At 43.2% G+C, this 24,516-nt stretch carries 22 protein-coding genes; 15 read left to right on the forward strand and 7 right to left on the reverse strand.

Annotated features, from left to right (window positions below):
- Window positions 1-34: 34 nt before the first annotated feature.
- On the reverse strand, window positions 35-985 hold the full coding sequence (locus AYW75_RS10705; RefSeq protein WP_067099275.1) for a ketopantoate reductase family protein: 951 nt from the start codon (window positions 983-985) through the stop codon (window positions 35-37).
- An 84-nt stretch (window positions 986-1,069) separates the two neighbouring features.
- On the opposite strand from AYW75_RS10705, the gene AYW75_RS10710 reads away from it, so the two are divergent.
- Window positions 1,070-1,555, forward strand: coding sequence for a YajQ family cyclic di-GMP-binding protein (locus tag AYW75_RS10710; protein ID WP_067099276.1), 486 nt, complete (start codon window positions 1,070-1,072; stop codon window positions 1,553-1,555).
- Window positions 1,556-1,588: 33 nt separating this feature from the next.
- Here the strand turns inward: AYW75_RS10710 and AYW75_RS10715 are convergent, their stop codons facing one another.
- The gene (locus tag AYW75_RS10715; protein WP_067099278.1) at window positions 1,589-1,900 is read right to left on the reverse strand and encodes an MGMT family protein; all 312 of its coding nucleotides are present in this window, start codon (window positions 1,898-1,900) and stop codon (window positions 1,589-1,591) included.
- Window positions 1,901-1,948: 48 nt separating this feature from the next.
- Here AYW75_RS10715 and AYW75_RS10720 point away from each other — a divergent pair, with 48 nt between their 5' ends.
- The 13 genes from AYW75_RS10720 (at window position 1,949) to AYW75_RS10780 (ending at window position 15,954) form a co-directional block, all read left to right on the forward strand.
- On the forward strand, window positions 1,949-2,446 hold the full coding sequence (locus AYW75_RS10720; protein ID WP_067099279.1) for an FxsA family protein: 498 nt from the start codon (window positions 1,949-1,951) through the stop codon (window positions 2,444-2,446).
- 128 nt (window positions 2,447-2,574) lie between these two features.
- Window positions 2,575-2,865: a co-chaperone GroES gene (locus AYW75_RS10725; protein WP_067038281.1), complete on the forward strand. Its 291-nt coding sequence runs from the start codon at window positions 2,575-2,577 to the stop codon at window positions 2,863-2,865.
- 58 nt (window positions 2,866-2,923) lie between these two features.
- Window positions 2,924-4,561, forward strand: coding sequence for a chaperonin GroEL (gene groL / locus AYW75_RS10730; protein ID WP_067099281.1), 1,638 nt, complete (start codon window positions 2,924-2,926; stop codon window positions 4,559-4,561).
- A 133-nt stretch (window positions 4,562-4,694) separates the two neighbouring features.
- On the forward strand, window positions 4,695-5,438 hold the full coding sequence (locus AYW75_RS10735) for an EAL domain-containing protein (protein WP_067099283.1): 744 nt from the start codon (window positions 4,695-4,697) through the stop codon (window positions 5,436-5,438).
- Between the two features lie 111 nt (window positions 5,439-5,549).
- Window positions 5,550-7,868 (forward strand): FimV/HubP family polar landmark protein, encoded by a 2,319-nt coding sequence (locus AYW75_RS10740; RefSeq protein ID WP_067099285.1) that lies wholly within the window; start codon window positions 5,550-5,552, stop codon window positions 7,866-7,868.
- Complete coding sequence (gene truA / locus AYW75_RS10745) at window positions 7,861-8,688, forward strand: tRNA pseudouridine(38-40) synthase TruA (RefSeq protein WP_067099286.1); 828 nt, start codon at window positions 7,861-7,863, stop codon at window positions 8,686-8,688. Before AYW75_RS10740 ends, truA begins: the two co-directional genes overlap by 8 nt.
- Window positions 8,672-9,301 carry a phosphoribosylanthranilate isomerase gene (locus AYW75_RS10750; RefSeq protein ID WP_067099288.1) on the forward strand — a complete coding sequence of 210 codons (630 nt, stop codon included), beginning with the start codon at window positions 8,672-8,674 and terminating at the stop codon, window positions 9,299-9,301. The genes truA and AYW75_RS10750 overlap by 17 nt, the downstream gene beginning before the upstream one ends.
- A 515-nt stretch (window positions 9,302-9,816) precedes the next feature.
- Window positions 9,817-10,683: an acetyl-CoA carboxylase, carboxyltransferase subunit beta gene (gene accD, locus AYW75_RS10755; protein WP_067099289.1), complete on the forward strand. Its 867-nt coding sequence runs from the start codon at window positions 9,817-9,819 to the stop codon at window positions 10,681-10,683.
- 4 nt (window positions 10,684-10,687) lie between these two features.
- Window positions 10,688-11,908: a bifunctional tetrahydrofolate synthase/dihydrofolate synthase gene (folC, locus tag AYW75_RS10760; protein ID WP_067099291.1), complete on the forward strand. Its 1,221-nt coding sequence runs from the start codon at window positions 10,688-10,690 to the stop codon at window positions 11,906-11,908.
- A 15-nt stretch (window positions 11,909-11,923) separates the two neighbouring features.
- On the forward strand, window positions 11,924-12,508 hold the full coding sequence (locus AYW75_RS10765; protein WP_231886192.1) for an SPOR domain-containing protein: 585 nt from the start codon (window positions 11,924-11,926) through the stop codon (window positions 12,506-12,508).
- Window positions 12,509-12,578: 70 nt separating this feature from the next.
- Window positions 12,579-13,112, forward strand: a complete 534-nt coding sequence (locus AYW75_RS10770; protein ID WP_082856485.1) for a CvpA family protein — start codon at window positions 12,579-12,581, stop codon at window positions 13,110-13,112.
- 67 nt (window positions 13,113-13,179) lie between these two features.
- Complete coding sequence (gene purF, locus AYW75_RS10775; protein WP_067099292.1) at window positions 13,180-14,688, forward strand: amidophosphoribosyltransferase; 1,509 nt, start codon at window positions 13,180-13,182, stop codon at window positions 14,686-14,688.
- A gap of 93 nt (window positions 14,689-14,781) precedes the next feature.
- Entirely contained in the window at window positions 14,782-15,954 is a 1,173-nt protein-coding gene (locus AYW75_RS10780; protein ID WP_067099294.1) for an O-succinylhomoserine sulfhydrylase, read from the forward strand.
- Window positions 15,955-16,020: 66 nt separating this feature from the next.
- Here AYW75_RS10780 and AYW75_RS10785 read toward each other — a convergent pair whose 3' ends face one another.
- The 5 genes from AYW75_RS10785 to AYW75_RS10805 form a co-directional block, all read right to left on the reverse strand.
- Window positions 16,021-16,431, reverse strand: a complete 411-nt coding sequence (locus AYW75_RS10785) for a PilZ domain-containing protein (RefSeq protein ID WP_067099296.1) — start codon at window positions 16,429-16,431, stop codon at window positions 16,021-16,023.
- A 38-nt stretch (window positions 16,432-16,469) separates the two neighbouring features.
- Window positions 16,470-17,249: an OmpA/MotB family protein gene (locus AYW75_RS10790; protein WP_067099298.1), complete on the reverse strand. Its 780-nt coding sequence runs from the start codon at window positions 17,247-17,249 to the stop codon at window positions 16,470-16,472.
- Between the two features lie 2 nt (window positions 17,250-17,251).
- A complete protein-coding gene (locus AYW75_RS10795) occupies window positions 17,252-18,022 on the reverse strand; it encodes a motility protein A (protein WP_067099300.1) in 771 nt (256 codons plus the stop codon).
- Between the two features lie 104 nt (window positions 18,023-18,126).
- Window positions 18,127-21,228, reverse strand: a complete 3,102-nt coding sequence (locus tag AYW75_RS10800) for an efflux RND transporter permease subunit (RefSeq protein WP_067099302.1) — start codon at window positions 21,226-21,228, stop codon at window positions 18,127-18,129.
- Entirely contained in the window at window positions 21,225-22,352 is a 1,128-nt protein-coding gene (locus AYW75_RS10805) for an efflux RND transporter periplasmic adaptor subunit (RefSeq protein WP_067099304.1), read from the reverse strand. Before AYW75_RS10805 ends, AYW75_RS10800 begins: the two co-directional genes overlap by 4 nt.
- A gap of 252 nt (window positions 22,353-22,604) precedes the next feature.
- Here AYW75_RS10805 and AYW75_RS10810 point away from each other — a divergent pair, with 252 nt between their 5' ends.
- Entirely contained in the window at window positions 22,605-24,512 is a 1,908-nt protein-coding gene (locus AYW75_RS10810; RefSeq protein ID WP_067099306.1) for an ATP-binding cassette domain-containing protein, read from the forward strand.
- Window positions 24,513-24,516 lie beyond the last annotated feature (4 nt).

Genomic DNA, 24,516 nt, shown 5'->3' on the forward strand with positions numbered 1-24,516 from the left:
ACTAAACGGCGTTGTTGGTTTTGATTAAAAGCTCCTAAAATTGACTTAGGAGCTTTTTTTTGTGGTCTTCTAAATGAGCGGTATCATTCAATGCCGCGTAAAACGCGTCTTGAATGGGGGTGACGCTTTTGGGGGTTTCTCGGTGGAAAAAGCCAGAAATGTACTCATTTTCAGTTTGACGAATGTTACGAATGTCTTCATACATTGAAGAACAGTTCATCGCAGTGAGTCGAGCAACATTGGCAATACGTCTGTGTAAATGCTCGGCTGTGATATCTTCTACGAGCAGTTTAAAGCGAAATTCCTCACAATGCATAGCGTTTGCCAATTCATCCACAGCCGCATCAAAGATGGGACGAATGGGTTCTTCTAACACTTCCCCATTTCTAATAGAAAAAATAGCGGTGAGCGGGTTGATGACTGCATTTACGGCAAGCTTTTCAATCAAACGGCGCTCAATGTTTCGACTTTGTACGTCTGGAAAAGGGAAGTCAGTGCCGAATATATTGTCGTCCTGCTCCTTCAATAGGCCGAAAAAGCTGTCACCGTCTCCGGTCTTTTTTACTCGACTACTATTGAGCTTTAGGGCACCTTCACTGGTAATACCTGCCCATAAATTTTGATGCTTTTTAAGGTGAGGGATTAGATCCTGCTGTGCTCCCAAGCCGTTGCAAAGTGTCGCAATTAATCCACGTTTCTTTGTGTGCTTGCGAACATCAAGGTAGGCAGCGACCAGATCAAAAGCTTTGGTGCAAAGCAAAGTCTTAGTGTATTTTCCTTCTAGTTGGTCAAGGCTAATAAACTCAATATCACTTTGTGTGTTGCGAGTATTGCCTTCTTCATCTACGTCCTCGAGATTAAGAGGGTCGTTAGGGATGTCGCTGCGGCACAACACGGTCACCCGTTCGCCATGTTGTCGTAACTTGCTCGCCCAAAGTAAGCCGATCGCTCCATTACCGACAACTAACCACGCATCTTTTGTCATTTAAGCCTCGTACTTGAAGTTTTTTAACATTAAGCCTGCTATTATGCCGCCCCAAAGAGTAAATATCGAATGGAGGAGGCCGTCATGCCATCTTTTGACATTGTTTCTGAATTAAATTGGCACGAAGTAACGAATGCCGTAGACCAATCTAATCGTGAAGTAACGACACGCTACGACTTTAAGGGCGTTGATGCAAGTTTCGCGATCAAAGATAAGCAAGCTGTTGTGCTTGAGGCGAAGGCTGAAATGCAGTTAAACCAAATGATGGATATTTTAAGCCAAAAGTTGGTTAACCGTGGTATCGATCTAAAAACCATAGAACGTGGCCCAATCGTTGAAGGTAATTTACGCGCTACACAAGAGATCAAGCTCAAAGAAGGTGTGGATCAAGCGGAAGCGAAGAAAATCGTTAAAATTATCAAAGACAGCAAAATCAAAGTGCAGACACAAGTTCAAGGCGAGCAGCTGCGTGTAACGGGTAAGAAGCGTGATGAATTGCAGCAAGTGATGCAGTTACTGCGTGGTGCTGACTTGGAACTGCCTGTTCAGTTTAATAATTTCCGAGACTAACTCGATGATTCAGGAATGAGAAACAAGAGGCGCTTAATGTGCCTCTTTTTGTATGAGTCTCTGTCCAGATATCTGCCAACCTTCATTTTCAAGGCGAGACTTTTGACGAAAATACGCATCAGAATTTTCATTAAAGCTGATGCGCTGTTTGCTGTTAATAACTCTATGCCACGGAATGTTTGTGTCGTTAGGGAGTTGCTTTAAAATTCGAGCCACTAGGCGCGCGTATCGCGCATTGCCTGCTTGCTTTGCCAATTCACCGTATGAAATGACATCTCCGCTAGGTAAGTGTGCAAGAATAAATAGAACTTGAACTTTAAATGCTTCGGTCTCTTGATTCGCCAAAAAACACCCTTAAATAGTCATCATACAAACAGAGAAAAGAAGGTTAACATGCGTTTTGCATTATTGCTGTTTATTCTAGTTCCTATTGTTGAACTAAGCGTTTTGATCCAAGTTGGATCTAAAATCGGTAGTTTTACAACGATTGCCTTGGTGTTTCTAACTGCCATCATTGGTGTGACATTGATCCGTCGTCAAGGTTTTGCTACGTCCATGAAAGCGCAAGAGAAGATGCGTCGTGGAGAGTTGCCAGCTTCTGAAATGGCCGAAGGGATTATGTTGGCGTTTGCTGGTGTTTGTCTTTTAATTCCTGGTTTTGTAACGGATGCGCTTGGTGCATTGCTTTTGATTACACCGTTTCGTCAGGCAGTTGCCGCTAGGGTGTCGTTAGATTTTCTCAAAAACCGTATGAACATGCGTGCTCAATGGAGCCAACGTGATGCGAATGGTAATTTTACTCAAGGCAACATTATTGAAGGTGATTATCAGCCAGAGTCAGAGAAAAATGATTCAAAACCAGAAAAAAACGATCATATCGAGAAAAAATAGTTCATGTTGGCCCTTGAAAAATTCCTAGGCAACCACATTAACGAACTCGATAACGAATCCCACCAGAAGAGTGGGGCTAATCCGGCCAGGGGAGTCCTGGTATTGATTAACTTTGGAGATATAGATCAATGAATATTCGTCCTTTGCACGATCGCGTCGTTGTTCGCCGTAAAGAAGAAGAAACAACAACTGCGTCTGGTATCGTTCTGCCAGGTTCTGCTGCAGAAAAACCTACTCAGGGTGAAGTTTTGGCTGTGGGCACGGGTCGTATTCAATCGAATGGTGATGTGCAAGCATTAGCTGTTAAGGTTGGTGACACTGTGTTGTTTGGCCAATATTCAGGTCAATCCGTTAAGCTAAACGGAGAAGAGTTACTGATCATGAAAGAAGATGAAATCTACGGCGTAATTGAAGCCTAAGTCTTGTTTCTGATTAATCAACGATTAGCAAAATTAATAAAATTTAGGATTAGAGAAAATGGCTAAAGAAGTAAAATTCTCAGACAGCGCTCGCCAAAAAATGCTTAAAGGCGTTAACGTCCTTGCTGATGCTGTAAAAGTAACGCTAGGTCCAAAAGGCCGTAATGTCGTAATCGAAAAATCTTTCGGTGCGCCACTTGTAACAAAAGATGGTGTAACCGTAGCCAAAGAGATCGAACTTGATGACCGTTTTGAGAACATGGGTGCTCAAATGGTTAAAGAAGTATCTTCTCAAGCAAATGATGTTGCAGGTGACGGTACTACTACGGCAACAGTACTAGCTCAAGCGTTCGTAACTGAAGGCCTTAAAGCAGTTGCAGCGGGTCGTAACCCAATGGATCTTAAACGTGGCATTGATAAAGCTGCAAATGCAGTAGTAGAAGAGATTGCTTCGCTATCTACGCCATGTGCTGATACTCGTGCAATTGAGCAAGTAGGTACTATTTCTGCTAACTCTGATCACTCAGTAGGCAAGATCATTGCAGAAGCCATGGAGCGTGTAGGTAAAGAAGGTGTTATCACTGTTGAAGAAGGCTCAGGTTTTGAAGATGAGCTAGCAGTGGTTGAAGGTATGCAGTTCGATCGCGGCTACCTATCTCCTTACTTTATCAACAACCAAGAGACAATGAGTGCAGAGCTTGAAAACCCATTCATCCTTTTGGTAGACAAGAAAATTTCAAACATCCGTGATTTGCTTCCGACTCTAGAAGCTGCAGCAAAAGCGTCTCGTCCGCTATTGATCATTGCAGAAGACGTTGAAGGTGAAGCGCTAGCAACACTAGTTGTTAACTCTATGCGTGGTGTTGTAAAAGTTGCAGCAGCAAAAGCACCTGGTTTTGGTGATCGTCGTAAAGCGATGTTACAAGACATTGCGATTTTATCTGGCGCGACCGTTATTTCAGAGGAAGTCGGTCTTTCTTTAGAGGGTACAACGGTTGAACAGCTTGGTACTGCTAAGCGCGTAACGTTGACTAAAGAAAACACAACGATTGTTGATGGTGCAGGTAACAATGCATCTATTAATTCTCGTGTTGAGCAGATCCGCGCTGAAATGGCGAACTCTACGTCTGATTACGACAAAGAAAAACTTCAAGAGCGCGTTGCAAAACTTGCTGGTGGTGTTGGTGTAATCAAAATCGGTGCAGCGACTGAAGTGGCGATGAAAGAGAAGAAAGCTCGTGTAGACGATGCGCTTCATGCAACTCGTGCAGCGGTTGAAGAAGGTGTTGTAGCGGGTGGTGGTGTTGCTCTGGTCCGTGCTTTATCTAAGCTTGGCGAACTTCGTGGCGATAACGAAGATCAAAATGTTGGTATCACACTGGCTCTACGTGCGATGGAAGCCCCAATGCGTCAGATCGTATCTAATGCTGGTGATGAAGCATCTGTTGTTGTAGACAAAGTTAAGCAAGGTGAAGGTAACTATGGTTACAACGCTGCGACTGGCGAATACGGTGACATGATTGACATGGGTATCCTTGATCCAGCTAAGGTAACTCGTTCTGCTCTTCAGGCTGCCGCATCGGTTGCTGGTCTAATGATCACTACTGAAGCAATGATTGCAGACCTGCCTCAAGAAGGTGGTGCTCCTGCTATGCCTGATATGGGCGGCATGGGCGGCATGGGAGGGATGATGTAATCCGAAAGGATGCATTAATCTCTTGATTTAAAAGCCTCGCATTTTGCGGGGCTTTTTTGTGTGTCCAGATTGAATTTGATATTGATTCTCATTACTATGTTTTGTTTGTATGTGATCATAGGGAATCAAGCCATTGAGTTCAAATCAGGGAGCGCTTAGTCGATCCGTATTATTGGAAATTATTCAATCCAAGCGATTTGGTGTGGAGTATCAGCCAATCGTAGATCTGTCAACAAATGATATCATTGCTTACGAAGCGTTATCGCGATTTTACAGTTCAGAGGGGGAGGCGATACGTCCCGATTTAGTTTACGCTTCTCTCCATGAAAACCCTATTACGCTGTTTCAAGTAGAGTATGCGCAAAAACAGCTTCAACTTGAGCATCGTCCGCCCGAAACCTTGTTCGTTAATTTAGACCAGGATGCTTTTTTTGCGACCGATGTTGAGGTCTATAATAACCCGTTTATCCAGCTGATTCGCCGTCAAGAGAAGGGCAATGTGGTGGTCGAGTTAATTGAAAACTCAGAGATAAATGATGCCATTATGAGTTTATCGATGATCGAAGCATTTGACGCACTTGATATCGATACGGCTTTAGACGACCTGTGTCATCCCCATTCAATGATTTCAGTGTCGGTTTTGCAGTTAGTTAAATGGGTAAAGCTAGATCGTTGTGTGCTACGAATGGCGCATAATGAAGTGTTTATGAAGTTCGTACGCCAAATGATTGAATTTGCACGGACGACAAATAAAAAGATTATACTCGAAGGGGTTGAGACCCAAGCAGATTTAGAAATGGCTAGGAAGCTCAGAGTAGACTGTGTTCAGGGCTTTATATATCGCCCTGACTTTATTAATAAGATGCCAGAATGTTAAGAAAGTCTGATATTAGCCAAACCATTGATTCTAAAGCTATTGATAAATCATGGGCCGTATTAGATACTTGATCAATACTTGTCGTTAGTTTTTTACAAGAAAGGGAAGCTTATGCTCAGAAAAACGCTGATTAGTTTGGCTGTATCCAGTGCATTATACATGTCCAATGGATATGCATTAGAGCTGGGCGAACTAACTTCCCAGTCTCAAGTTGATGAACCTTATCGTGGGCGCATCCAGCTAACTGACGCTAATGGCCTTACTCCCAATGATATTACTATACGCCTAGGTTCTGAGAGTGAATTCAGACAAGCTGGTGTAGCTCTGACGAGTACGTTATCTCAACTAGACTTCAACGTGGTAAGAGAAAACGGTCAGTTAGCCGTGGTTATTCAATCTGATACTCCGTTAACAGTGAATCAGCTTAACTTTGTGTTGGCTGCTCGATGGCCAAACGGTCAAGTAGTCCGTGAGTATCGAACGCCGTTGAATCAAGCCGCATTGGTAGAAAAAGCTCAGCCTGAAGTTGTTCAATCTGTTACTCCCCAAGCTACCGCACCTAAAGACCAAGTCTTTCGTCGTGAAACGTCTCAAGCTAAAGCTCTTACCGATAAGGGCCAGTTAGATGTTGAAAAAGGGAACACTTTATGGTCCATCGCTGGCTCAAATCGTCCAAGCAATCAGCTAACAATTTATCAGACGATGATGGCGATTCAAGCATTAAATCAAGATGCTTTTTACGCGAACAATATTAATTTATTACGTGAAGGGGCAGTTTTGCGCCTTCCTACACAAGAGCAAATTGCTTTATTTAATAAAGCCACCTCTGAAAAAGAGTTTGAGCGTCAACATTCAGCTTGGATGGCGTTGAAACGAGCTGGGCGTCTTGATGAGTTAGTGTCTAAAGAGCAAATGAATACTCAGGCACAAACCAATGCAACTGCAGAGCGTCCTAAGACAACGGAAGATAAGTTGATGCTTGCTTCCGGTCAAAGTGTGCTGCCAGAAGAAAATGCGAGCTCTAACGAAGCGGATGTACAGCGTATCAGTGAGTTAGAAACTGAGTTGTCTGCTACGAATGAGTTGTTGGATAAGGAAACTCGTGAAAAAGCTGAATTGAATGACAAGCTTGGTGAGTTGAATGATCAGCTTGCGACGCTTGAGCGTCTTATTTCACTAAAAGATCAGCAAATGGCAGAGTTGCAGCGCCAATTCACAAGTGCTCAACAAGCCATGCAAGAGCAAATGAATACCGTTGATCAGTTATTGGAGGCTGATCAGCTTCGTCGAGAACAAGCGGCTGCTGAAGAAGCCTCTTGGATGAACAAAATATTTGGAAATCCTATCATTATGTCAATTGCAGGGGTCGTTCTGCTATTGATAGGCTTGTTGATTGGCATGCTAATGAAGCGTTCAGGTCGAAAAAAATCTGATAAAGGTAATAAAGACGATTCTCAAGAGTTTGATTTGGCCCCTGTAGCTGCTGTGGCTGCTGCACCGGCAGTAGCAGAAGCTGTTTCACCTACTCCTTCACCAGAGCCGATTGATGAACCAGAAGCGCCAATTGAAGAGGAAGATCCTTTTGCTTTTGATTTTGAAGTGGATGTGCCTGAAGAGGATAGTTTTGATGGGTTCGATGAATCTGTTGCATCTTCTGAAGTAACCTCATTAGCTGATGATGAGACGGATGCTTTTGATGAGTTTGATATTCCAGAATTAGACGACAGTGCTGAGGTTAGTGATTTCGAAGATGCGCTCGGTGCTGAGATGGATGAGTTGGCAGACGAAGATGTCGATGCCGCTGTTGATGATCCTTTTGCTGAGTTCGAAGTAGAAGACGCTACTGAGACTGCATCTGACGAAGATCTATTTGAAGAAGCACAACAAAATGAAAGTTCAGAACAATTAGCAGAAGAAGATGTTTTGGATGTTGAAGACAGTGGATTTGACTTAGAAGATACCCTTGCTGAGCTGGATTTGCCTGCTGAAGAGGCTGAAGATAGTTTGGATGTTCCGGAAGACTTTTCTGAAGAAGAGTCTTTTGTAAATAGTCTTTTGACTGATGATCAAAGTGACGTAGATGAGTCAGCGGTTTTTGATGCTGAGCCAGACACTGCTTTAGCAGATAGTATCGATGAAGTATTGGCTGAAGCGCAACAAGAAGAAGACTTCGGTGGTCTAGATGTTCCTGAGTTTGGTCCTGAACAAGCCGCTGAAGACACGGCTGAAGATGATGACGAGGAAGAAATTGATTTCTTTGATGCGAGTGGTGATGAAGTCGCTACAAAGCTTGATTTAGCGCGAGCGTACATGGATATGGGTGATGAGGAGGGGGCGCGTGTTATACTTGATGACGTAATTAATTCTGGCAATGAAAGCCAGGTTGCCGAAGCCAGCAGTATGATGGAGCGCATGTTCCCAAGTGAGTAAACAAAAAGTAGTCCTCGTTGTAGAGTATGACGGGGCAGTCTATAAGGGGTGGCAAGCTCAAAAGTTTGATGTTGCCACTGTTCAAGAATGTCTAGAAGAAGCCCTAAGTAAAATTGCAAATCATCCGGTTACTGTGATTTGTGCTGGTCGAACAGATGCCGGAGTGCATGCAAGTGCGCAGGTTGTGCATTTTGAAACAGAGTCTGATCGACCGATCAGAGCGTGGACTTTAGGGGTCAACACTAACCTGCCACCCGATATTTCTGTTAAGGCTGCACGAGTTGTCGATGCAGATTTCCATGCTCGTTTCAGTGCGCAAAGCCGCCGCTATCGGTATGTTATATATCAGTCTGAATTTCGCCCAGCAGTTCTAGGTAAAGGTGTCACTTGGACTCACAAATCATTAGATGTTGCAGCTATGCAGCGCGCGTGCGAGTTCTTTAAAGGGACGCACGATTTTACCTCTTATCGGGCGGTTGGTTGTCAAGCAAAGAGTCCTGTACGTACTATCCTAAATTTTTCTGTCGATCAGTATGGTCAGTACATTGTTTTAGATGTCAGGGCAAATGCCTTTTTACATCATATGATTCGCAACTTCGCAGGTGTTTTGATGACGATTGGTGCAGGCGAGCAGCCTGTTGAATGGGCAAAGCAAGTACTTGATGCTAAAGATCGTTCCCAGGGAGGTGTCACTGCGCCGCCATATGGCCTTTACTTTGTTGATGCTGAGTATCCAAGCCATTTCGAAGTTCCCAAGCCACCATTAGGTCCTCATTTTTTACCGTTTAAAGTGGAGCCAGAGTATGAGTTGCCGCGTTAAGATTTGCGGAATAACAAATGTTGAAGATGCCCTTCATGCTATTAGCGCTGGGGCTGATGCACTGGGCTTCGTTTTTTATGAAAAGAGTCCTAGATACATCTCACCTGAAGTGGCGAATGGTATCGTTGCGCTTCTGCCTCCATTTGTTGTGCCTGTTGCGTTGTTTGTAGATGCAGAGAATTCATTTATAGATTCGGTAATATCTGGAAGCAATCGTTGGGTTATTCAATTTCACGGTGATGAGTCTCCGCAGAGCTGCGCTCAACATGAAGTACCTTTTTATAAAGCCATTCGCATGAAGCCTGGACTAGACTTGTCAGTTGAAGTAGCTCGTTATCCTGATGCGATGGCAATACTTTTAGATGCTTATAAACCGGGTGTGCCTGGTGGTACTGGTGAAACATTTGATTGGCATTTGATTCCTGAAAACTTAGCAAAGCCTGTTATTTTAGCGGGTGGTTTGACAGCCGATAATGTTTCAGAAGCGGTACAAGCTGTTCGTCCCTATGCTGTCGATGTAAGTGGTGGGGTAGAAAAAAACAAAGGACTTAAAAATCCCGAAAAAGTGACCTTGTTTATAAAACGAGCAAAAAGTCTTCTTCCTTTACTTTAAGAAAGAGGGTGTTGTTATTTAGTATTCATTGATGACCGGAAGGTTGCGTTTGATAGCATTTTATTCGTCAATATGACTCCAGAATGGATGATAGATGTAGTAGAATGCTTTTTAATTAACTGCATTGATTTGATTTGCCTTTAATGCCTATGACATCGACTTTTTGAACAACGAAAATTTACTCAGAAGTATAAGGGCACCGTTGGAGTGTCTCTATTGAAAGAGTGCTAGGTTTGCACCTTTAAATACAGATGGCGCAGACAGGTATGTTTAATCTTTGCAAAAAATATACCTACTGATTGATGTTTGCTTTGGTCTTCGCGGCGTGCGAATGACTTATGGCTAAATAACTTTTAAGGCAGTGTCATCGTCGGTAGTGTTTGGTAAGCGTCTTTGCGAAAGCCAAATGTCGCATACAAGATCAAGATACTGATGCCTTGCACGCTATTTCCCCGATGCGTTCGGAACTATGAAATAAGCAATAGGCATTAGATTGTTAAAATTTGGAGAGTTAAATGAGCAGTTGGCTAGATAAGTTTGTTCCTTCGATCATGCGTAATGAAACGAAGCGTGCACAACAAGGCAGTGTGCCTGAAGGTCTTTGGAAAAAATGCCCAAAGTGTGACAACGTTTTATATCGTCCAGAGCTTGAAAAGAACTTAGATGTTTGCCCTAAATGTGAGCATCACATGCGTGTCAGTGCACGACGCCGTTTAGATATTTTCTTGGATAAAGAGAATCGCACTGAAATTGCAGCTCAGTTAGAACCTGAAGATAAATTGAAGTTTAAAGATTCTAAGCGTTATAAAGATCGTCTGGTGGCAGCTCAAAAAGCAACAGGTGAAAAAGATGCTTTGGTTGCAATGGAAGGTACTTTGAATGGTATGCCGGTTGTAGCGGTTGCATTTGAGTTTAATTTCTTGGGCGGCTCAATGGGAGCGATCGTTGGCGAGAAATTTGTTCAGGCAGCCAATGTTTGTCTTGAGAAAAATATTCCGTTGGTGTGTTTCTCTGCTTCAGGTGGTGCTCGTATGCAAGAAGCACTTATTTCTTTGATGCAGATGGCCAAAACAAGTGCGGCACTTGAGCGTATGAAGCAACAAGGTATCCCTTATATTTCTGCAATGACCGATCCTGTGTTTGGTGGTGTATCTGCATCACTTGCTATGTTAGGTGATTTGAATGTTGCAGAGCCCAATGCATTAATTGGTTTTGCTGGCCCTCGTGTCATAGAGCAAACAGTACGTGAAAAGTTACCTGAAGGTTTCCAGCGTTCGGAGTTTTTATTGGATAAAGGCGCTTTGGATATGATTATTAAACGTGAAGACATGCGTGATCGTTTGTATAACATCCTATCGATTTTGACTCATAAAGCAGCTTAACTGAATGTCATCAACATCTCTTGAAGGTTGGCTCTCATATATTGAGAGCCAACACCCTTCTGAAATAGAGCTTGGTCTTGCACGAGGCCAATCTGTTCTAGATAAACTACATCTAGGTCGACCTAAAGCAAAAGTCATCACTGTTGCAGGTACGAATGGTAAAGGCTCGACTTGTACCATGCTGACTCGGTATTTATGTGATGCTGGTTTTAAAGTTGGTACCTATACGTCACCACATTTTCTGCGTTTCAATGAGCGTGTTTCAATCAATGGACAGGAATGCTCTGACGAGCTTTTATGTGAAGCTTTCGCTGTTATCGAAGCCACACGAGGTGATACGCCTCTAACTTACTTTGAGTTTTCCACCATTGCTGCCCTTTGGGTGTTTGATCAGCTAGAGTTGGATTATTGGGTGCTCGAAGTTGGGCTTGGTGGGCGCCTTGATTCGGTTAACATGGTGGATACAGACGTAGCGGTTGTTACTTCCATTGCGCTTGATCACGTTGATTGGTTGGGCGATTCTATCGACGTTATTGGCCGTGAAAAAACTGGTATTGCTCGTTCTGGCAAACCTGTTATCAGTGGTGTCGTTAATCCGCCAAAATCTATTGCAGCAGTGGCGAAAGAAATCGACGCACCTCTTATTCAAAAGCATAAAGATTTTACCTTCACTCAATCCGAAAGTTCATGGGGTTGGAGTGGGTTAGGTCGTTCTTTTGAGGGCCTGCCGCTGCCTAAACTGCCGCTTGAAAATGCAGCAACTGTCATTGCTGTTTTGCTGAAGCTTGATATTAGTGTAGATGTTGCGTCACTTACTCGTATGTTTACAGAAGCAAGCTTGCTAGGACGTTTTCAGCGAGTTGAGTCAACCCCCACGCTTTACATTGATGTTGCTCACAACCCAGAGGCTGCACAACAACTTAAGCAGCAAGTGGCGCGTTTGAACACGCCTGTTATTGCTGTCTGTGGCATGCTTAAAGACAAAGATATTAGTAGTGTCTTGGAAACGTTAAAAGACAGTTTCTCAGAGTGGCACTTCTTAGATTTGCCCGGGATTCGCGGTGCGAAAGCAGCGGAGCTTGCGCCATACGTTAGTCAATCAAACAGCTACCATGATATTTCGTCCGCGTTGACTGCTGCAAGAGACTCGGCGCGTCAACAAGGTGCGACGGTAATTGTATTTGGTTCTTTTGTTACCGTTTCTGAGTACTTATCTACTCAGTAAACAAAGGGGAAGCTCATGATGCTAGATGCTAAATCAAAATATCGTTTAATTGGTGCTGGCCTCTTAATAATATCTTCAGCGGTATTGTTACCTCTTGTACTAGATGGCGAGCGTCCTGAGTCTTTGGACGTTCAGATCACTGTACCTGACAAGCCTTCATTCCCAGAGGTTGTTATTGCACCTGTGCAACCTATTGATGAATTATCAGACGATACCGAAGAATTTCCTGATCCAAATACTATTCAGTTGATCTCTGAGCCTGAAGAGTCTTCCAAAATGGTGCAGCAGGCTGAGCCAATTCCTGAGGTTAAGCAAGTGACTCCGGTGGAGAAACCTGCAACGGTGAATAAGGAAGTGGCACCTGTTGGCGAGCGTTGGACGTTGCAAGTAGCCACCTTTGGCAAAAAAGATAATGCATCACGAACGCTAAAGCGTTTACAGGACGCTGGGTATCCTGCTTATGTCATGACCAGTAATTCTTTATTTAAAGTGTTTGTTGGGCCTGAATTAAAGCGTGATGCTTCTGAGAAAATGAAAAGCAAAGTTCTTAAGGAATTTAAGCTCAGCGGAATTGTCGTCAAATATTCTCCAAATTCGTAATAGTTACTCGTTGGTTGCTTGGATTAACGTGAACTTTTGGTAAACTGCGCAGCATTAGTAAGAGGTAAGCGTGGAACATATTCAATCTATCTCAACGCTTGATTGGTTAATCATTGCGGTAGTGGTGTTGTCGTCTCTTCTTAGCTTAAAACGCGGTTTTATTAAAGAAGTAATGTCTTTAATAACTTGGGTGGTAGCTTTTGTCGTTTCGGTGAAGTTCACTACACCTTTACAGTCCTTGTTAATTGATCAAGTTCAAAATGATCAAATACGTTACATTGTTGCGTTTATTGGGTTGTTTGTCGTGACATTAGTGATTGGTGCATTGGTCAGTCTTGTTTTAGGCTCGTTAGTGCATGCTACCGGTTTAAGTAGTACCGATCGTGTGATTGGTATGTTATTTGGTTTTGTTCGAGGTGCGCTGATTGTGGTGGCTTTTATCTCTCTTTTGAGCTTGAGTCCTGCTGTTGAGAAGTCCGATATGTGGAAGTCTTCTCAGCTTGTTCCGCAACTTGTTGTATTAAAAGATTGGGTACGTGAGATGTTAGGCAAGGGGAGTGAGGCATTTGACTCTTCTCTTATCGAACGTACTTTAAATAGTTAATCACACATTTGTGTGAAGTGTTAAATAGACGGCAAAGTCGTTTCCCCTAATCACGAGGTATATATACATGTGTGGTATCGTTGGTGTAGTAGCCACGTCGATGGTTAATCAAGCCATCTTTGACGCTCTTACGGTTCTTCAGCATCGCGGTCAGGACGCTGCGGGAATGGTTACAAGCCATAATGGATTATTATGCTTGCGTAAAGATAACGGTCCAGTAAGTGAAGTGTTTCGCACACGACACATGAAGAAGCTTCACGGTAATATCGGTATTGGACACGCACGTTATCCAACTGCTGGTACATCGAGTTCAGCTGAAGCACAGCCGTTTTACGTGAACTCTCCTTATGGTATTTCTCTTGCCCATAATGGCAATTTGACCAACACTGCCAAGCTAAAGCGAGAAGTTTTTGAGTCAGATTTACGTCATGTCAACACAACATCTGATTCAGAAGTGTTGGTAAATGTATTGGCTCATGAGTTACATGAAGAAGGTAAGCTCGTTCCAACGCCTGAAGATATATTCAATGCTTTAGAGCGTGTTTATAAGCGTATTGAAGGTGGTTATGCTGTTGTCGCTTTGATCACTGGATACGGTATTCTTGCGTTTCGCGATCCAGACGGTATTCGTCCGCTTATCTATGGATCAAAAGAAACTGAAAACGGTACTGAGTACATGGTTGCTTCTGAAAGCGTTGCGCTGGATGCAGCAGGTTTCAAAATTGAACGTGATATCCGCCCAGGCGAAGCGCTTTTCTTTGATGTAAAACATACTGTACATCAACGTCAGTGCACGGAGGCTAAGGTGCCGCGTCCATGTTTGTTTGAGTATGTATACTTTGCTCGTCCGGACACTGTGATCGACAATATTTCGGTTTATAAAGCTCGTATCAACCAAGGTGATCGGTTAGCTGCGAAAATTAAGCGCGAATGGGCAGATCATGATATTGATGTTGTTATTCCTATTCCTGATACGAGTCGTACTGCTGCATTGCAGATTGCGCAAGAGCTAAATATTCCATTCCGCGAAGGCTTAGTGAAGAATCGTTATATTGGGCGTACGTTTATTATGCCAGGTCAAACGGTTCGTAAGAAATCAGTCCGCCAAAAGTTGAATCCAGTGCCATTTGAGTTTAAAGACAAAAATGTATTGCTGGTTGATGACTCAATTGTCCGCGGAACTACAAGTCAAGAAATCATTGAGATGGCTCGTGAAGCAGGTGCTAAGAAAGTGTATTTAGCGTCGGCGGCACCAGAAGTTCGATACCCTAATGTTTATGGTATTGATATGCCTGCTGCTACGGAATTGATTGCTTATGATCGCAATGTTGATGAAATCTGTAAGTTGATCGGAGCGGATCGCTTGATTTTCCAAGATTTGGATGATTTGATTGCAGCTTGTATTGATGAAAAACATTCAGATGTGCGTGAATTTGATACCTCTGTATTTGACGGCCGTTATATTACTGGCAACATTGATGCCGCTTATCTACAAAATCTTGCAGATGCTCGAAGTGATTCAAGCAAATCCTCTGCTGAGAATGCGACAAACAATGATCTAATGCATCCAATGTGATTCATTGGCTTAGTGAACGTTTGTTTTTGCTGATACTAAGCCAGGTATAATACCTGGCTTAGTTGTTTTTAAAGAGTCAACTTGGAGTGACCTATGTCTGAATATAAAGATGCTACGCTCGCCGTTCGAGCGGGTATTCGTCAAACCCAAGAGCAAGAAAATAGCGAAGCGATTTTCATGACCTCAAGCTTTGCTTATTCCAGCGCAGCGGAAGCAGCCGGGAAATTTTGCGGCGAGCTAGAGGGCAATGTCTACTCACGCTTTACTAATCCTACTGTTGAGATGTTTGAAAAGCGCTTGGCGGCTCTTGAAAAAGGTGAGGCTGCGATTGCGACTTCATCAGGGATGGCAGCTTTAATGACGTTGGGTTATTCATTGTTGAAAGCAGGCGATAAGGTGGTTTGCTCGCGCAATATTTTTGGCTCAACGGTTAAATTTTTCAATGCTTACATGGCTAAATACAATGTTGAAATAGCCTATGTAGATGCAACAGATTATGAAGCTTGGGAGCGTGAAATCGATAGCAACACACGGTTGTGCTATTTTGAGACACCGTCCAACCCATTATATGAAGTGGTTGACGTAGTAAAGGTGTCTGAGCTTGCTCATAAACAAGGTGCTTTGCTTTGTGTTGATACTGTATTGGCTACTCCGGCATTGCAAAACCCACTGACACAAGGTGCTGATATCGTTATGCAGTCAGCGACGAAATTTATCGATGGGCAAGGTCGATGTTTAGGTGGAGCGCTGATTGCTTCAAAAGACATTGTTGGTCAATTTGTCGCCTTTATGCGAAGTGCTGGACCAGCAATGAGCCCCTTCAACGCTTGGGTGTTACTGAATGGCTTGGAGACGTTGAGTCTCCGCATGAAGGCGCATTCTGCTAATGCTATGGCGTTAGCGGAGTATTTAGATAAGCACCCTAAGGTGACTAAAGTTAACTATGGCGGCTTGCCTTCTCACAAATACCATGAGCTAGCCAAATTGCAGCAAAAAGACTTTGGTGGTGTTTTATCATTCGAATTGGAGGGTGGGCGAGACGCCGCGTGGACATTTATCGATAATGTTAATTTGATGTCTATAACTGGTAATCTAGGTGACACTAAAACACTTGTAACTCACCCAGCAACCACAACACATGGTCGCTTGACAGACGATGAAAAAGAAAAAGCAGGCATCAAAGAAGGGCTAATTCGTCTTTCGGTTGGTCTTGAAGATATCGACGATATTATTGCTGATGTTGAACAAGCTTTGGCACAAGTATAAAGCAAAGGTTTTAGCGAATAAAAAAAGAGCAGCTCAGTCTGCTCTTTTTTGTGATCAAGTTGTTTGTTATTCGTCTTCTTGATCTAAAATAATTTTTTCTTGTTCTACTCGCCTTGTAGATGCTGCTGTACGTAGTACTGATTTTTGAGTTTCAAGTACTAGTTCGTCGATAAATTCGGAGACTTGCTCTTCTATGGCAGTAAACAACCAGCCAGAACGACCAGGCTTCTTATAAATAAGTTTTGCCTTAACCTGGCCGATGACACGATCATTTTCGTCCATAATAAACGCGATTTGCTCTCCGGCTTCAATAGCTAAATCTAGATCACTTGCTAGGGCGACACCATCCATGCTGATGTCAATGCAGTCAAGCTTATATATACCACCATCAAATGTTAGTGTATGTCCTTTTGGAATGACCCTAACAGCATTGCGACGTTCGCTTGATTGATATTCAAAGTTTTGATCGCCACTCATCTAGGCGCTCTCATTAAACCAATGAAATTCTGCATATTCTATTTATCACCATTTATGGGTTTGTCTTTATCTCGCTGTAAGACAAACTCGACACGACGATTTAGTGCGCGATGCTCTTCGGTATCATTGCGAACTAATGGAATACTGTCAGCATACCCTGTGGCAGTCATTCTTTCTGGTGGAATGTCGTTCTCCAAAAAGTAGCGCAAGGTTGTGGTAGCTCGGATGGCAGACAGTTCCCAGTTGCTTGGAAAGCGAGCAGTACGAATAGGGATGTTATCGGTATGTCCTTTGATATTGATGTTGTAATCAGGATACCTGTTGAAAATGCCCAGCAATGTTTCATATATGGGTTCGGCGCTGTAAAGAATGTCTGACTCACCCGATTCAAATAATGATTGACCATCGATTCGGATAGTTATTTTTTCACCGTCTTCAAATACAGCGACTTGGCTCTCGAGGTTATTGGCTACAAATTTGCTCATCACATCATTGGCAATTTCGTTTACTTCCTCACGAACTTCTTCATCAATAGGATCTTTTGCGTATGTGATTTGTTCGTTGGTTGCCATTTGAGGCTCAGCAGGTTTGATGGTCTCTGTGCCGCCACCTGAGTACTTAAGCGGCTCTTGACGAACAAGTGCACCATTACTATTCAGAGCGATCTGAATGGACGAAAGAGCGGCCACTAGGGTGGTTTCTGTCATTCTAGATAAGCTGTAAAGCAAGATGAAAAAAACCAGTAGCAATGACATTAAGTCTGCAAAGGTAAATATCCAGCCAGCGGTTTCTTCATCTTCAAATAAAGGGTCAGACATGGCTAATCTCCGCCCATTCCCGCAGGTTTGCGCTGGTGCGCTGGGATGTAAGAAGAAAGTCGTTCGTATACTGCAAGGTAATTGTTACTGCCTAATAAGCTGACAGTACCATCGCGAATGATTTCAAGTGTTTGAATCTCTAGAATAGTTCTTGCTTTTAGTTTGCCTGCAATTGGATTGAAAATAACGGTAGCAAGTAAAGAACCATAAAATGTGGTTAATAGTGCGACAGCCATAGAAGGGCCAATCGTTTCAGGGTCATCCAATTGAGAAAGCATTTGAATTAAGCCGATCAGTGTCCCAAGCATACCGAAGGCAGGTGCGTAAGTGCCCATTTTTTTAAACACATCTTGTACGACGTAATGACGCATTTTGAGAGAGTCTATGTCGGCTTGGAGTGTATTTCGAATGTAGTCTTCGTCTGAAGCATCAGACGCCATGGCGAGAGCACGCTTTAAAAAGGGAGAATCAGCATCGACACGACTCAAGGCAATTAAGCCCTCACGACGCGCAATTTTTGTCAACTGCAGCATAGTTTGAATCATAGCTTGAGGGTCTTGCTTGTCTTGAGCAAAAACAATGAACATTGCTCTTAAGGCAGCCATCGTGTCCTTGAACTGAAATGTAAGTAGTGTGGCGGCTATGGTGCCACCAATAACAATCATGATGCCTGGTATATTAACAAATATTGTAAAATCACTGCTGCCAAGAAAAATGGCGGAAACGATTAAAGCGATACCAGATATTATTCCTATAAATGATGCAAAATCCATCGATGTAACTGCCTAATTTTAACGAAAGAATAAACCCATTATGTATAGGGCATAAACACACCACAAGTTTAAAATGTAAGTTTTTGTACTTATTGTTTACATAATCAAGACTTATTTAGTTTTCGTGCGCCAAGCACCAATAAACAAGGCGTTAATAAAAGTGTTAACGGCGTAGCAAACGCAAGCCCACCAGCTATGGCAGTTGATAGTTGTGTCCACCATTGTGAAGAGGGGGCGCCGACGCTTAATTCTTGGTGAATGAAATCAATGTTCAGCTGGAATACCATCGGTAGTAGGCCGAGTACAGTCGTTATTGTGGTTAATAAAACGGGTCTTAAACGTTGTACGCCGGTACGTATAGCTGCTTCTTTTGTGGATAGGCCTAGCGCCTTTAGACCATTAAATGTATCGATCAAAACGATATTGTTGTTCACAACGACCCCAGCTAATGCAATCGTGCCCACGCCACTCATTACAATACCAAATGGTTCACTCTTGATTAATAGTCCTAAAAACACACCCATTGTTGAAAATAATACGGCGCTTAAAATCAACAAACACTGATAGAAATTATTAAACTGGGTGACAAGAATGATGGCCATTATAAAAAATGCCACGCCAAAGGCCTTGGTTAAGAAAACACCTGCTTTTTGTTGTTCTTCAGTATTGCCCCGAAATTCATAAGTAAGGTCTTCTGGCAGGTCGGCTTTTTCAAGTTTGTTTTTAAAACCTTGGATCACTTGATCGACCACCAGTCCATCTTTAACGTCGGCAGATATTTTGATGGCACGTTTTCCATCTACTCGATGAATGTGGCCTTGTTTAGGTGCGGCGACACGCTTGACAAAATTACTGATGGGAACGACCCCAAGAGCAGTTGTAATATGAAGCTGATCAAGCTGATCTAATGTCCGCTCATTTTCAGGGAATCGGAGTACGATATCAATTTTGTCCTCCGCGCCATCAGGAAGGAAATCTCCCAGAGTGATGCCTGTGGTGACTAACTTAACTACATTGCCAAGCATATCAACACTGACGTTATACTTACTTGCTTCTGCTCGGTCGATCTCTAATCGCCACTCTATGCCAGGAAGAGAGCGATCATCGCTTACTGAAATGATTTCAGGCTGATTTTGTAGTTCCGATACGATTTGATCAGCAGAATCATTAAGCACAGAGCTAAAGTTAGAAGATAGCTGTAGCTCAATATCTGAGCCAGATTGAGGGCCACCTTGTTCTACTACTGTTGTGACTTTAATGCCTGCGATCAATTGAGCTTGTTGTCGAACCTCCTCTAAAATTTTGCTCGCTGGTCGGCGCTCGTGCCAGTCAATGAATTCCATAGTGATGGTGCCGATGGCATCGGCTGAACCATTATTAGGCGGTGTGCTGTAAGTGGTGCTAACAACACTTTTTAATTCTTTGAATGGCAGTATTTTAAGTTCCACTTGACGGACTAAGGCATCTTTTTCAGCTAACGCTAAATCGCCTCTAGCACGAACCTCCAAGTTGGCAACTTCAGGCTCAACATTGGGGAAGAATTCAACGCCCTTGCCGAAGCTTACATATAAAAAAACAGACGCGATAAGCATTAAAATAGCCGTTAAAAGTACTAGAACAGGGTGTTCTACTAAGCGTGTTAGCAAGCGACCATACATACCTGCAAGACCCGTTAACTTTGTCAGGTCACTTCTCTCGTGTAGTTCTGGCGCGGCCATAAGAGTGCTATCGTTAGGGTTACTTTTACCAATAATCGCACCTAGGGTAGGAAGGAGAATGAGCGCCATCAAAAGTGAAGCCGCTAGCGTGGCAATTACAGTAATAGGTAAGTAACGCATAAATTCGCCGACAATGTCGGGCCAAAACATTAGTGGCATAAAGACCGCAATGGTCGTAGCCGTGGAGGCGATAATAGGCCATGCCATGCGCTTGGCGGCTTCACCATACGCTTGTTGTTTAGTGTGACCTTCCGCTAACTTTCTGTCAGCATACTCTATGACAACAATGGCGCCGTCTACCAACATGCCAACGCTGAGGATAAGCGCGAACAGAACCACCATGTTAATAGTGAAGCCCTGTATATTGAGTAACAGAATGCCTGTTAAAAATGCGCCGGGGATAGCAAGGCCGACAAGAATGGCGGAGCGTAACCCCAGCGCCCAAACGATGACAAACATCACTAATAAAGTCGCCGCTAACACATTATTAAACAGGTCGTTTAGTGAGGTTTCGATTTCTTCGGATTGGTCTTGAGTAATGCTGTATTGTAAATCGTTAGGCCAATTGGATTGGCTCTGCTTCACAACGTGTTTAACCGCATCAATGGTATCAATAATGTTGGCTCCTACACGCTTTGATACCGCGAGTGTAATGCTTGGCTGACCATTTGCTCGTGCAAAACTGTGGGCATCTTCAAATGTAAGCTCACCCACGGCAATGTCTTTCAGTTGTACAATTTGATGATCAGAAACTTTCACCGGCAAATTCATAATGTCCTGCTCGGTTTTCAGAAGTCCTGGGACCTTGATAGGAAATCGTCCTGCGCCAGTATCCAAATTACCAGCTGCAACCAAACGGTTGTTTGAAGACAGTAATGTTGCTACTTCACTTAACGACAATTCGTAGCTATCTATCTTTTCCTGATCAATGATAATTTCCGCTTGTTGCTCACGATCACCGCTTATTTTCGCTTCTAGTACACCTTCAACAGATTCAATATCGTCTTGAAGGCGGTTAGCAATGCGACTTAAAGTGGCAAACTCTAGGTTGCCGTACAGATTGATTCGAATGACCGGAAAGGTCGATAAATTGATCTCTGTAACAGTGGGTTCATCGGCATCACTAGGGAGCTCACTTTTGGCACGATCTACTTTGTCTTTGGTATCTATGATGGCTTGATCGATGTCGACACCCGAGAGAAACTCTAAAATAAGTGATGCATGACCTTCAGAAGCAGTCGAACGAATCTCTTTGAGCCCTTCTACACTGCGTAGCTCTTGTTCAAGCGGGTGCACTAAAAGACTATCAGAGTCTTCGGGTGAAATACCTTCTAAGGAAACAGAGACATAAGCCATAGGTATGGTGATATCAGGGGTGCTTTCTTTCGGAATCTCAATATAAGAAACGGTACCTGAAATAATAATTAGTGCGAACAACAATAAAACGGTTCGTGAACGAGAGAGGGCGGCATTAATGATGGCATTCATGACTTATCATTATCCTCAACAGGTTGCACTTCGACTTTATCGCCTGCATTAACAAACCCTTGTCCTGTTGTAATCAACTTAACGGTATCAGGCAGACCTTTTACATAGACATGACTCCGTTCAGAACGAACCACGACGACCTCATGAACTTCAACAAGATTGTTATCTGAAACAGTTTTAACAGACATTTGGCCGTCTTCACTTATGCTCAATAAAGCAGGAGATAGTTTGTGAGCTAAGGCTTCCGATAGGGGGATTTGTATGGTTGTGCTCAGTCCTGCTGAAATGCTGCTATCTAAATTTGGAATTTCAATTTCGATTGGAAAGGTACGCGTCCGCGAATCTGCGAGTTTACTGATAAACTGAATGTTGCCCATAACACGATGACCACCGTTGATTTCAATAGCAACAGGACGATCTAGGCTGATATTTGCTAAATCGATTTGTGGAACGTTCGCAGTAATCTTCAAAGGTGATAAATCAATGACCTCTGCAACGAGTTCACCGGCATTTAACCACTGGCCAGTTTGAATGGACATATTATTAATAAAGCCGGAAAAAGGTGCGCTAATATGGTGGTTCTCAAGATCTATTTGAAGTGAAGTTAAATTCGCTTTCGCATTTGCTAATTTAGTTTCAGCAGAAGCAACGCTAACATCTGATGTTAGTTTTTGTGATGTAAGGCGTTTTATCCCTTCGAGTTCTAAGGTGTTTTGTTTGATCAATGCTTCAGCATATTGGATTTTAGAGCGAAGAGCACGATCATCAATTGTTATTAGATTGGCACCAGATTGAATAGTGTCACCTTGTTTGGCATTTACTGAGGTTACACGGCCAGAGCTTTGAGCAGTAATAGAAAGAGTGTGATTAGCTTCTGTTTGACCACTCAACTGCAACGCATCTTGTATTGTCTGCGCATTGCTAATTTGTGTCTGCACTTTGAAGGGGGAAGAAGTGGCAGATTTGATTGGTTCATTATCAGGGGTGTTTTGATTCGTTTGAGATTCATTGACTTGGCTTGATTGAGCGTGTGTTATGCCATGGCCTCCGATAAACATCCATGTAATCGCTATTACAGCAATGCCTACTGCTAAAATAGGCCCCTGTTTTAGTTTGCTCGTCATGCTGAACTCCATCAAATAAGCTATGGCTATTATTTTGTGCAAATTATAAGCGGCTTATATAGGATTCTGACAGACTTTTATGACTAAAAAATATAGATGGCGTCAAAGGAACCTATATAGTGGCTTAAATTAGTCGTTTGGATTTTAGGAAATTGATTAAAAATCAACGTAAAAACGCGGCTTTTGTTAAAACTCCACGGCGAACAGTGATAACATGATGCCACTAAATTGACCCTGTATTTACGGAATTCTATGAGTTTATTAACACTCGACCAAGTGAGTGTGGCTTTTGGCCACAATCCGTTACTAAATAAAGTCAGCTTTTCAGCGGAAGCTGGAGAGCGCGTGGCCATTATTGGTCGCAATGGCGCTGGTAAATCCACATTCTTAAAAATCATTGCCGGTGAAGTGATCCCGGATGAAGGTGTGATTCGTGTTGAAGGTGGCATGCGTGTCGCTCAGCTTCCTCAAGAATTACCTGCGGCAAACAATAAAACGGTTCGTGAAATTGTCAGCGAAGGCGGTGGCGACTTGCATGCTCTAATGCAACGTTACAATGAACTGCTGGAGAATTATGATGATGCGCACCATGACGAAATGGCGCACATTCAAAACGAGCTGGATAAACGTCAAGGCTGGGATCTGGATCAACGTGTGAATCATATGATTCAACGTTTAGCGCTACCCGCAGACAAATTGATGTCTGAGTTGTCGGGGGGCTGGCGTCGCCGAGTTATCCTTGCTCAAGCATTGCTGTCCAATCCTGATGTTTTACTTTTAGATGAGCCAACTAACCATTTAGATGTACCAACAATCGAATGGATGGAAGGACAACTAAAGCAATTTCGCGGCTTGATCTTATTTATTACCCATGACCGTCGCTTCCTAGAAAATTTGGCTAACCGCATTATCGAATTAGACCGCGGTAATATATTGTCTTTTTCTGGCACGCTTTCCGGCTTTTTGGATTTCAAAGAAAAGCTATTGGAAGAAGAAGAGCGTGCGAATGCGTTATTTGATAAGCGATTAGCGGAAGAAGAAACATGGATTCGCCAAGGGATCAAAGCACGTCGTACCCGTAATGAAGGACGTGTACGAGCTTTGAAAGCCTTACGTGAAGAGCGTAAAGAGCGTATCAACCGCCAAGGTGCGGCTAAAATGGCGCTGGAAAGCAAAGACAAATCCGGTAAATTGGTGGCGGAGTTTACCCAAGTCGCGCACTCTTTTGCTGATAAAGTTATTTTGCGACCAATGGATCTGATCGTGAGCCGTGGTGATCGTATTGGTCTGATTGGCCCTAATGGTTGTGGTAAAAGTACCTTCTTAAAAATCTTATTAGGTCAGTTATCGCCGGATTCCGGTTCGGTGCGTCAAGGCACTAAGCTTGATATTGCGTACTTTGATCAACTTCGTGATCAATTAGACCCAGAGAAAACAGTTGCGGACAATGTCGGTGAAGGCAAAGACACGATTGAAATCAATGGTCAAAATCGACACATCATTGGTTATCTTCAAGATTTCTTATTCCCACCTGAGCGCGCTCGAACACCTGTTAAGGCCTTGTCTGGTGGAGAGCGAAATCGTGTTTTATTAGCCAAGCTGTTTACACGTCCTGCGAACTTGTTGGTAATGGATGAGCCAACTAATGATTTGGATGTTGAAACACTCGAGCTTTTAGAAGAATTGCTTATGAGCTATGACGGTACGTTATTGTTGGTGAGCCATGACCGTGCTTTCTTGGACAATGTGGTAACTAGCACAATCGCCTTCGAAGGGGATGGTGTGGTGCAAGAATATGTAGGTGGTTACGAAGATTGGATTCGTCAAGGAGGCAAGTTCCCAGATGAGTCCAGTGCTGAAGTAGAGAAACCGGTGAAAGTTGAGAAGAAAGTTGAAGCTCCTAAGAAAGCGCCTGAGCCAGTTAAGCCAAAGAATAAGCTTAGTTATAAATTACAGCGTGAATTAGACGGAATGCCTGAACAGATTGCGCAATTAGAGCAGCAACTTGAAACGTTGACTGATACAACAGCGTCTGCAGATTTTTATGCTGGCGACCCTGAAAAGGTTCAAGCGACGCTTGCTAAGCTGAGCGAAACAGAACAAGCACTCGAAAATGCGATGGAGCGCTGGGTCGAGTTAGAAGAAATGCAAAACGGATAAACAA

Source organism: Marinomonas atlantica, assembly GCF_001639725.1.
Classification (GTDB): domain Bacteria; phylum Pseudomonadota; class Gammaproteobacteria; order Pseudomonadales; family Marinomonadaceae; genus Marinomonas; species Marinomonas atlantica.

Excerpts from the sequence above, each read along its gene's own strand:
- AYW75_RS10705 (WP_067099275.1), bottom strand. The coding sequence starts at position 985 with ATGACAAAAGATGCGTGGTTAGTTGTCGGTAATGGAGCGATCGGCTTA.
- AYW75_RS10710 (WP_067099276.1), top strand. The coding sequence starts at position 1,070 with ATGCCATCTTTTGACATTGTTTCTGAATTAAATTGGCACGAAGTAACG.
- AYW75_RS10720 (WP_067099279.1), top strand. The coding sequence starts at position 1,949 with ATGCGTTTTGCATTATTGCTGTTTATTCTAGTTCCTATTGTTGAACTA.
- AYW75_RS10725 (WP_067038281.1), top strand. The coding sequence starts at position 2,575 with ATGAATATTCGTCCTTTGCACGATCGCGTCGTTGTTCGCCGTAAAGAA.
- groL (WP_067099281.1), top strand. The coding sequence starts at position 2,924 with ATGGCTAAAGAAGTAAAATTCTCAGACAGCGCTCGCCAAAAAATGCTT.
- AYW75_RS10740 (WP_067099285.1), top strand. The coding sequence starts at position 5,550 with ATGCTCAGAAAAACGCTGATTAGTTTGGCTGTATCCAGTGCATTATAC.
- AYW75_RS10750 (WP_067099288.1), top strand. The coding sequence starts at position 8,672 with ATGAGTTGCCGCGTTAAGATTTGCGGAATAACAAATGTTGAAGATGCC.
- accD (WP_067099289.1), top strand. The coding sequence starts at position 9,817 with ATGAGCAGTTGGCTAGATAAGTTTGTTCCTTCGATCATGCGTAATGAA.
- folC (WP_067099291.1), top strand. The coding sequence starts at position 10,688 with ATGTCATCAACATCTCTTGAAGGTTGGCTCTCATATATTGAGAGCCAA.
- AYW75_RS10765 (WP_231886192.1), top strand. The coding sequence starts at position 11,924 with ATGATGCTAGATGCTAAATCAAAATATCGTTTAATTGGTGCTGGCCTC.
- purF (WP_067099292.1), top strand. The coding sequence starts at position 13,180 with ATGTGTGGTATCGTTGGTGTAGTAGCCACGTCGATGGTTAATCAAGCC.
- AYW75_RS10780 (WP_067099294.1), top strand. The coding sequence starts at position 14,782 with ATGTCTGAATATAAAGATGCTACGCTCGCCGTTCGAGCGGGTATTCGT.
- AYW75_RS10785 (WP_067099296.1), bottom strand. The coding sequence starts at position 16,431 with ATGAGTGGCGATCAAAACTTTGAATATCAATCAAGCGAACGTCGCAAT.
- AYW75_RS10790 (WP_067099298.1), bottom strand. The coding sequence starts at position 17,249 with ATGTCTGACCCTTTATTTGAAGATGAAGAAACCGCTGGCTGGATATTT.
- AYW75_RS10795 (WP_067099300.1), bottom strand. The coding sequence starts at position 18,022 with ATGGATTTTGCATCATTTATAGGAATAATATCTGGTATCGCTTTAATC.
- AYW75_RS10800 (WP_067099302.1), bottom strand. The coding sequence starts at position 21,228 with ATGAATGCCATCATTAATGCCGCCCTCTCTCGTTCACGAACCGTTTTA.
- AYW75_RS10805 (WP_067099304.1), bottom strand. The coding sequence starts at position 22,352 with ATGACGAGCAAACTAAAACAGGGGCCTATTTTAGCAGTAGGCATTGCT.
- AYW75_RS10810 (WP_067099306.1), top strand. The coding sequence starts at position 22,605 with ATGAGTTTATTAACACTCGACCAAGTGAGTGTGGCTTTTGGCCACAAT.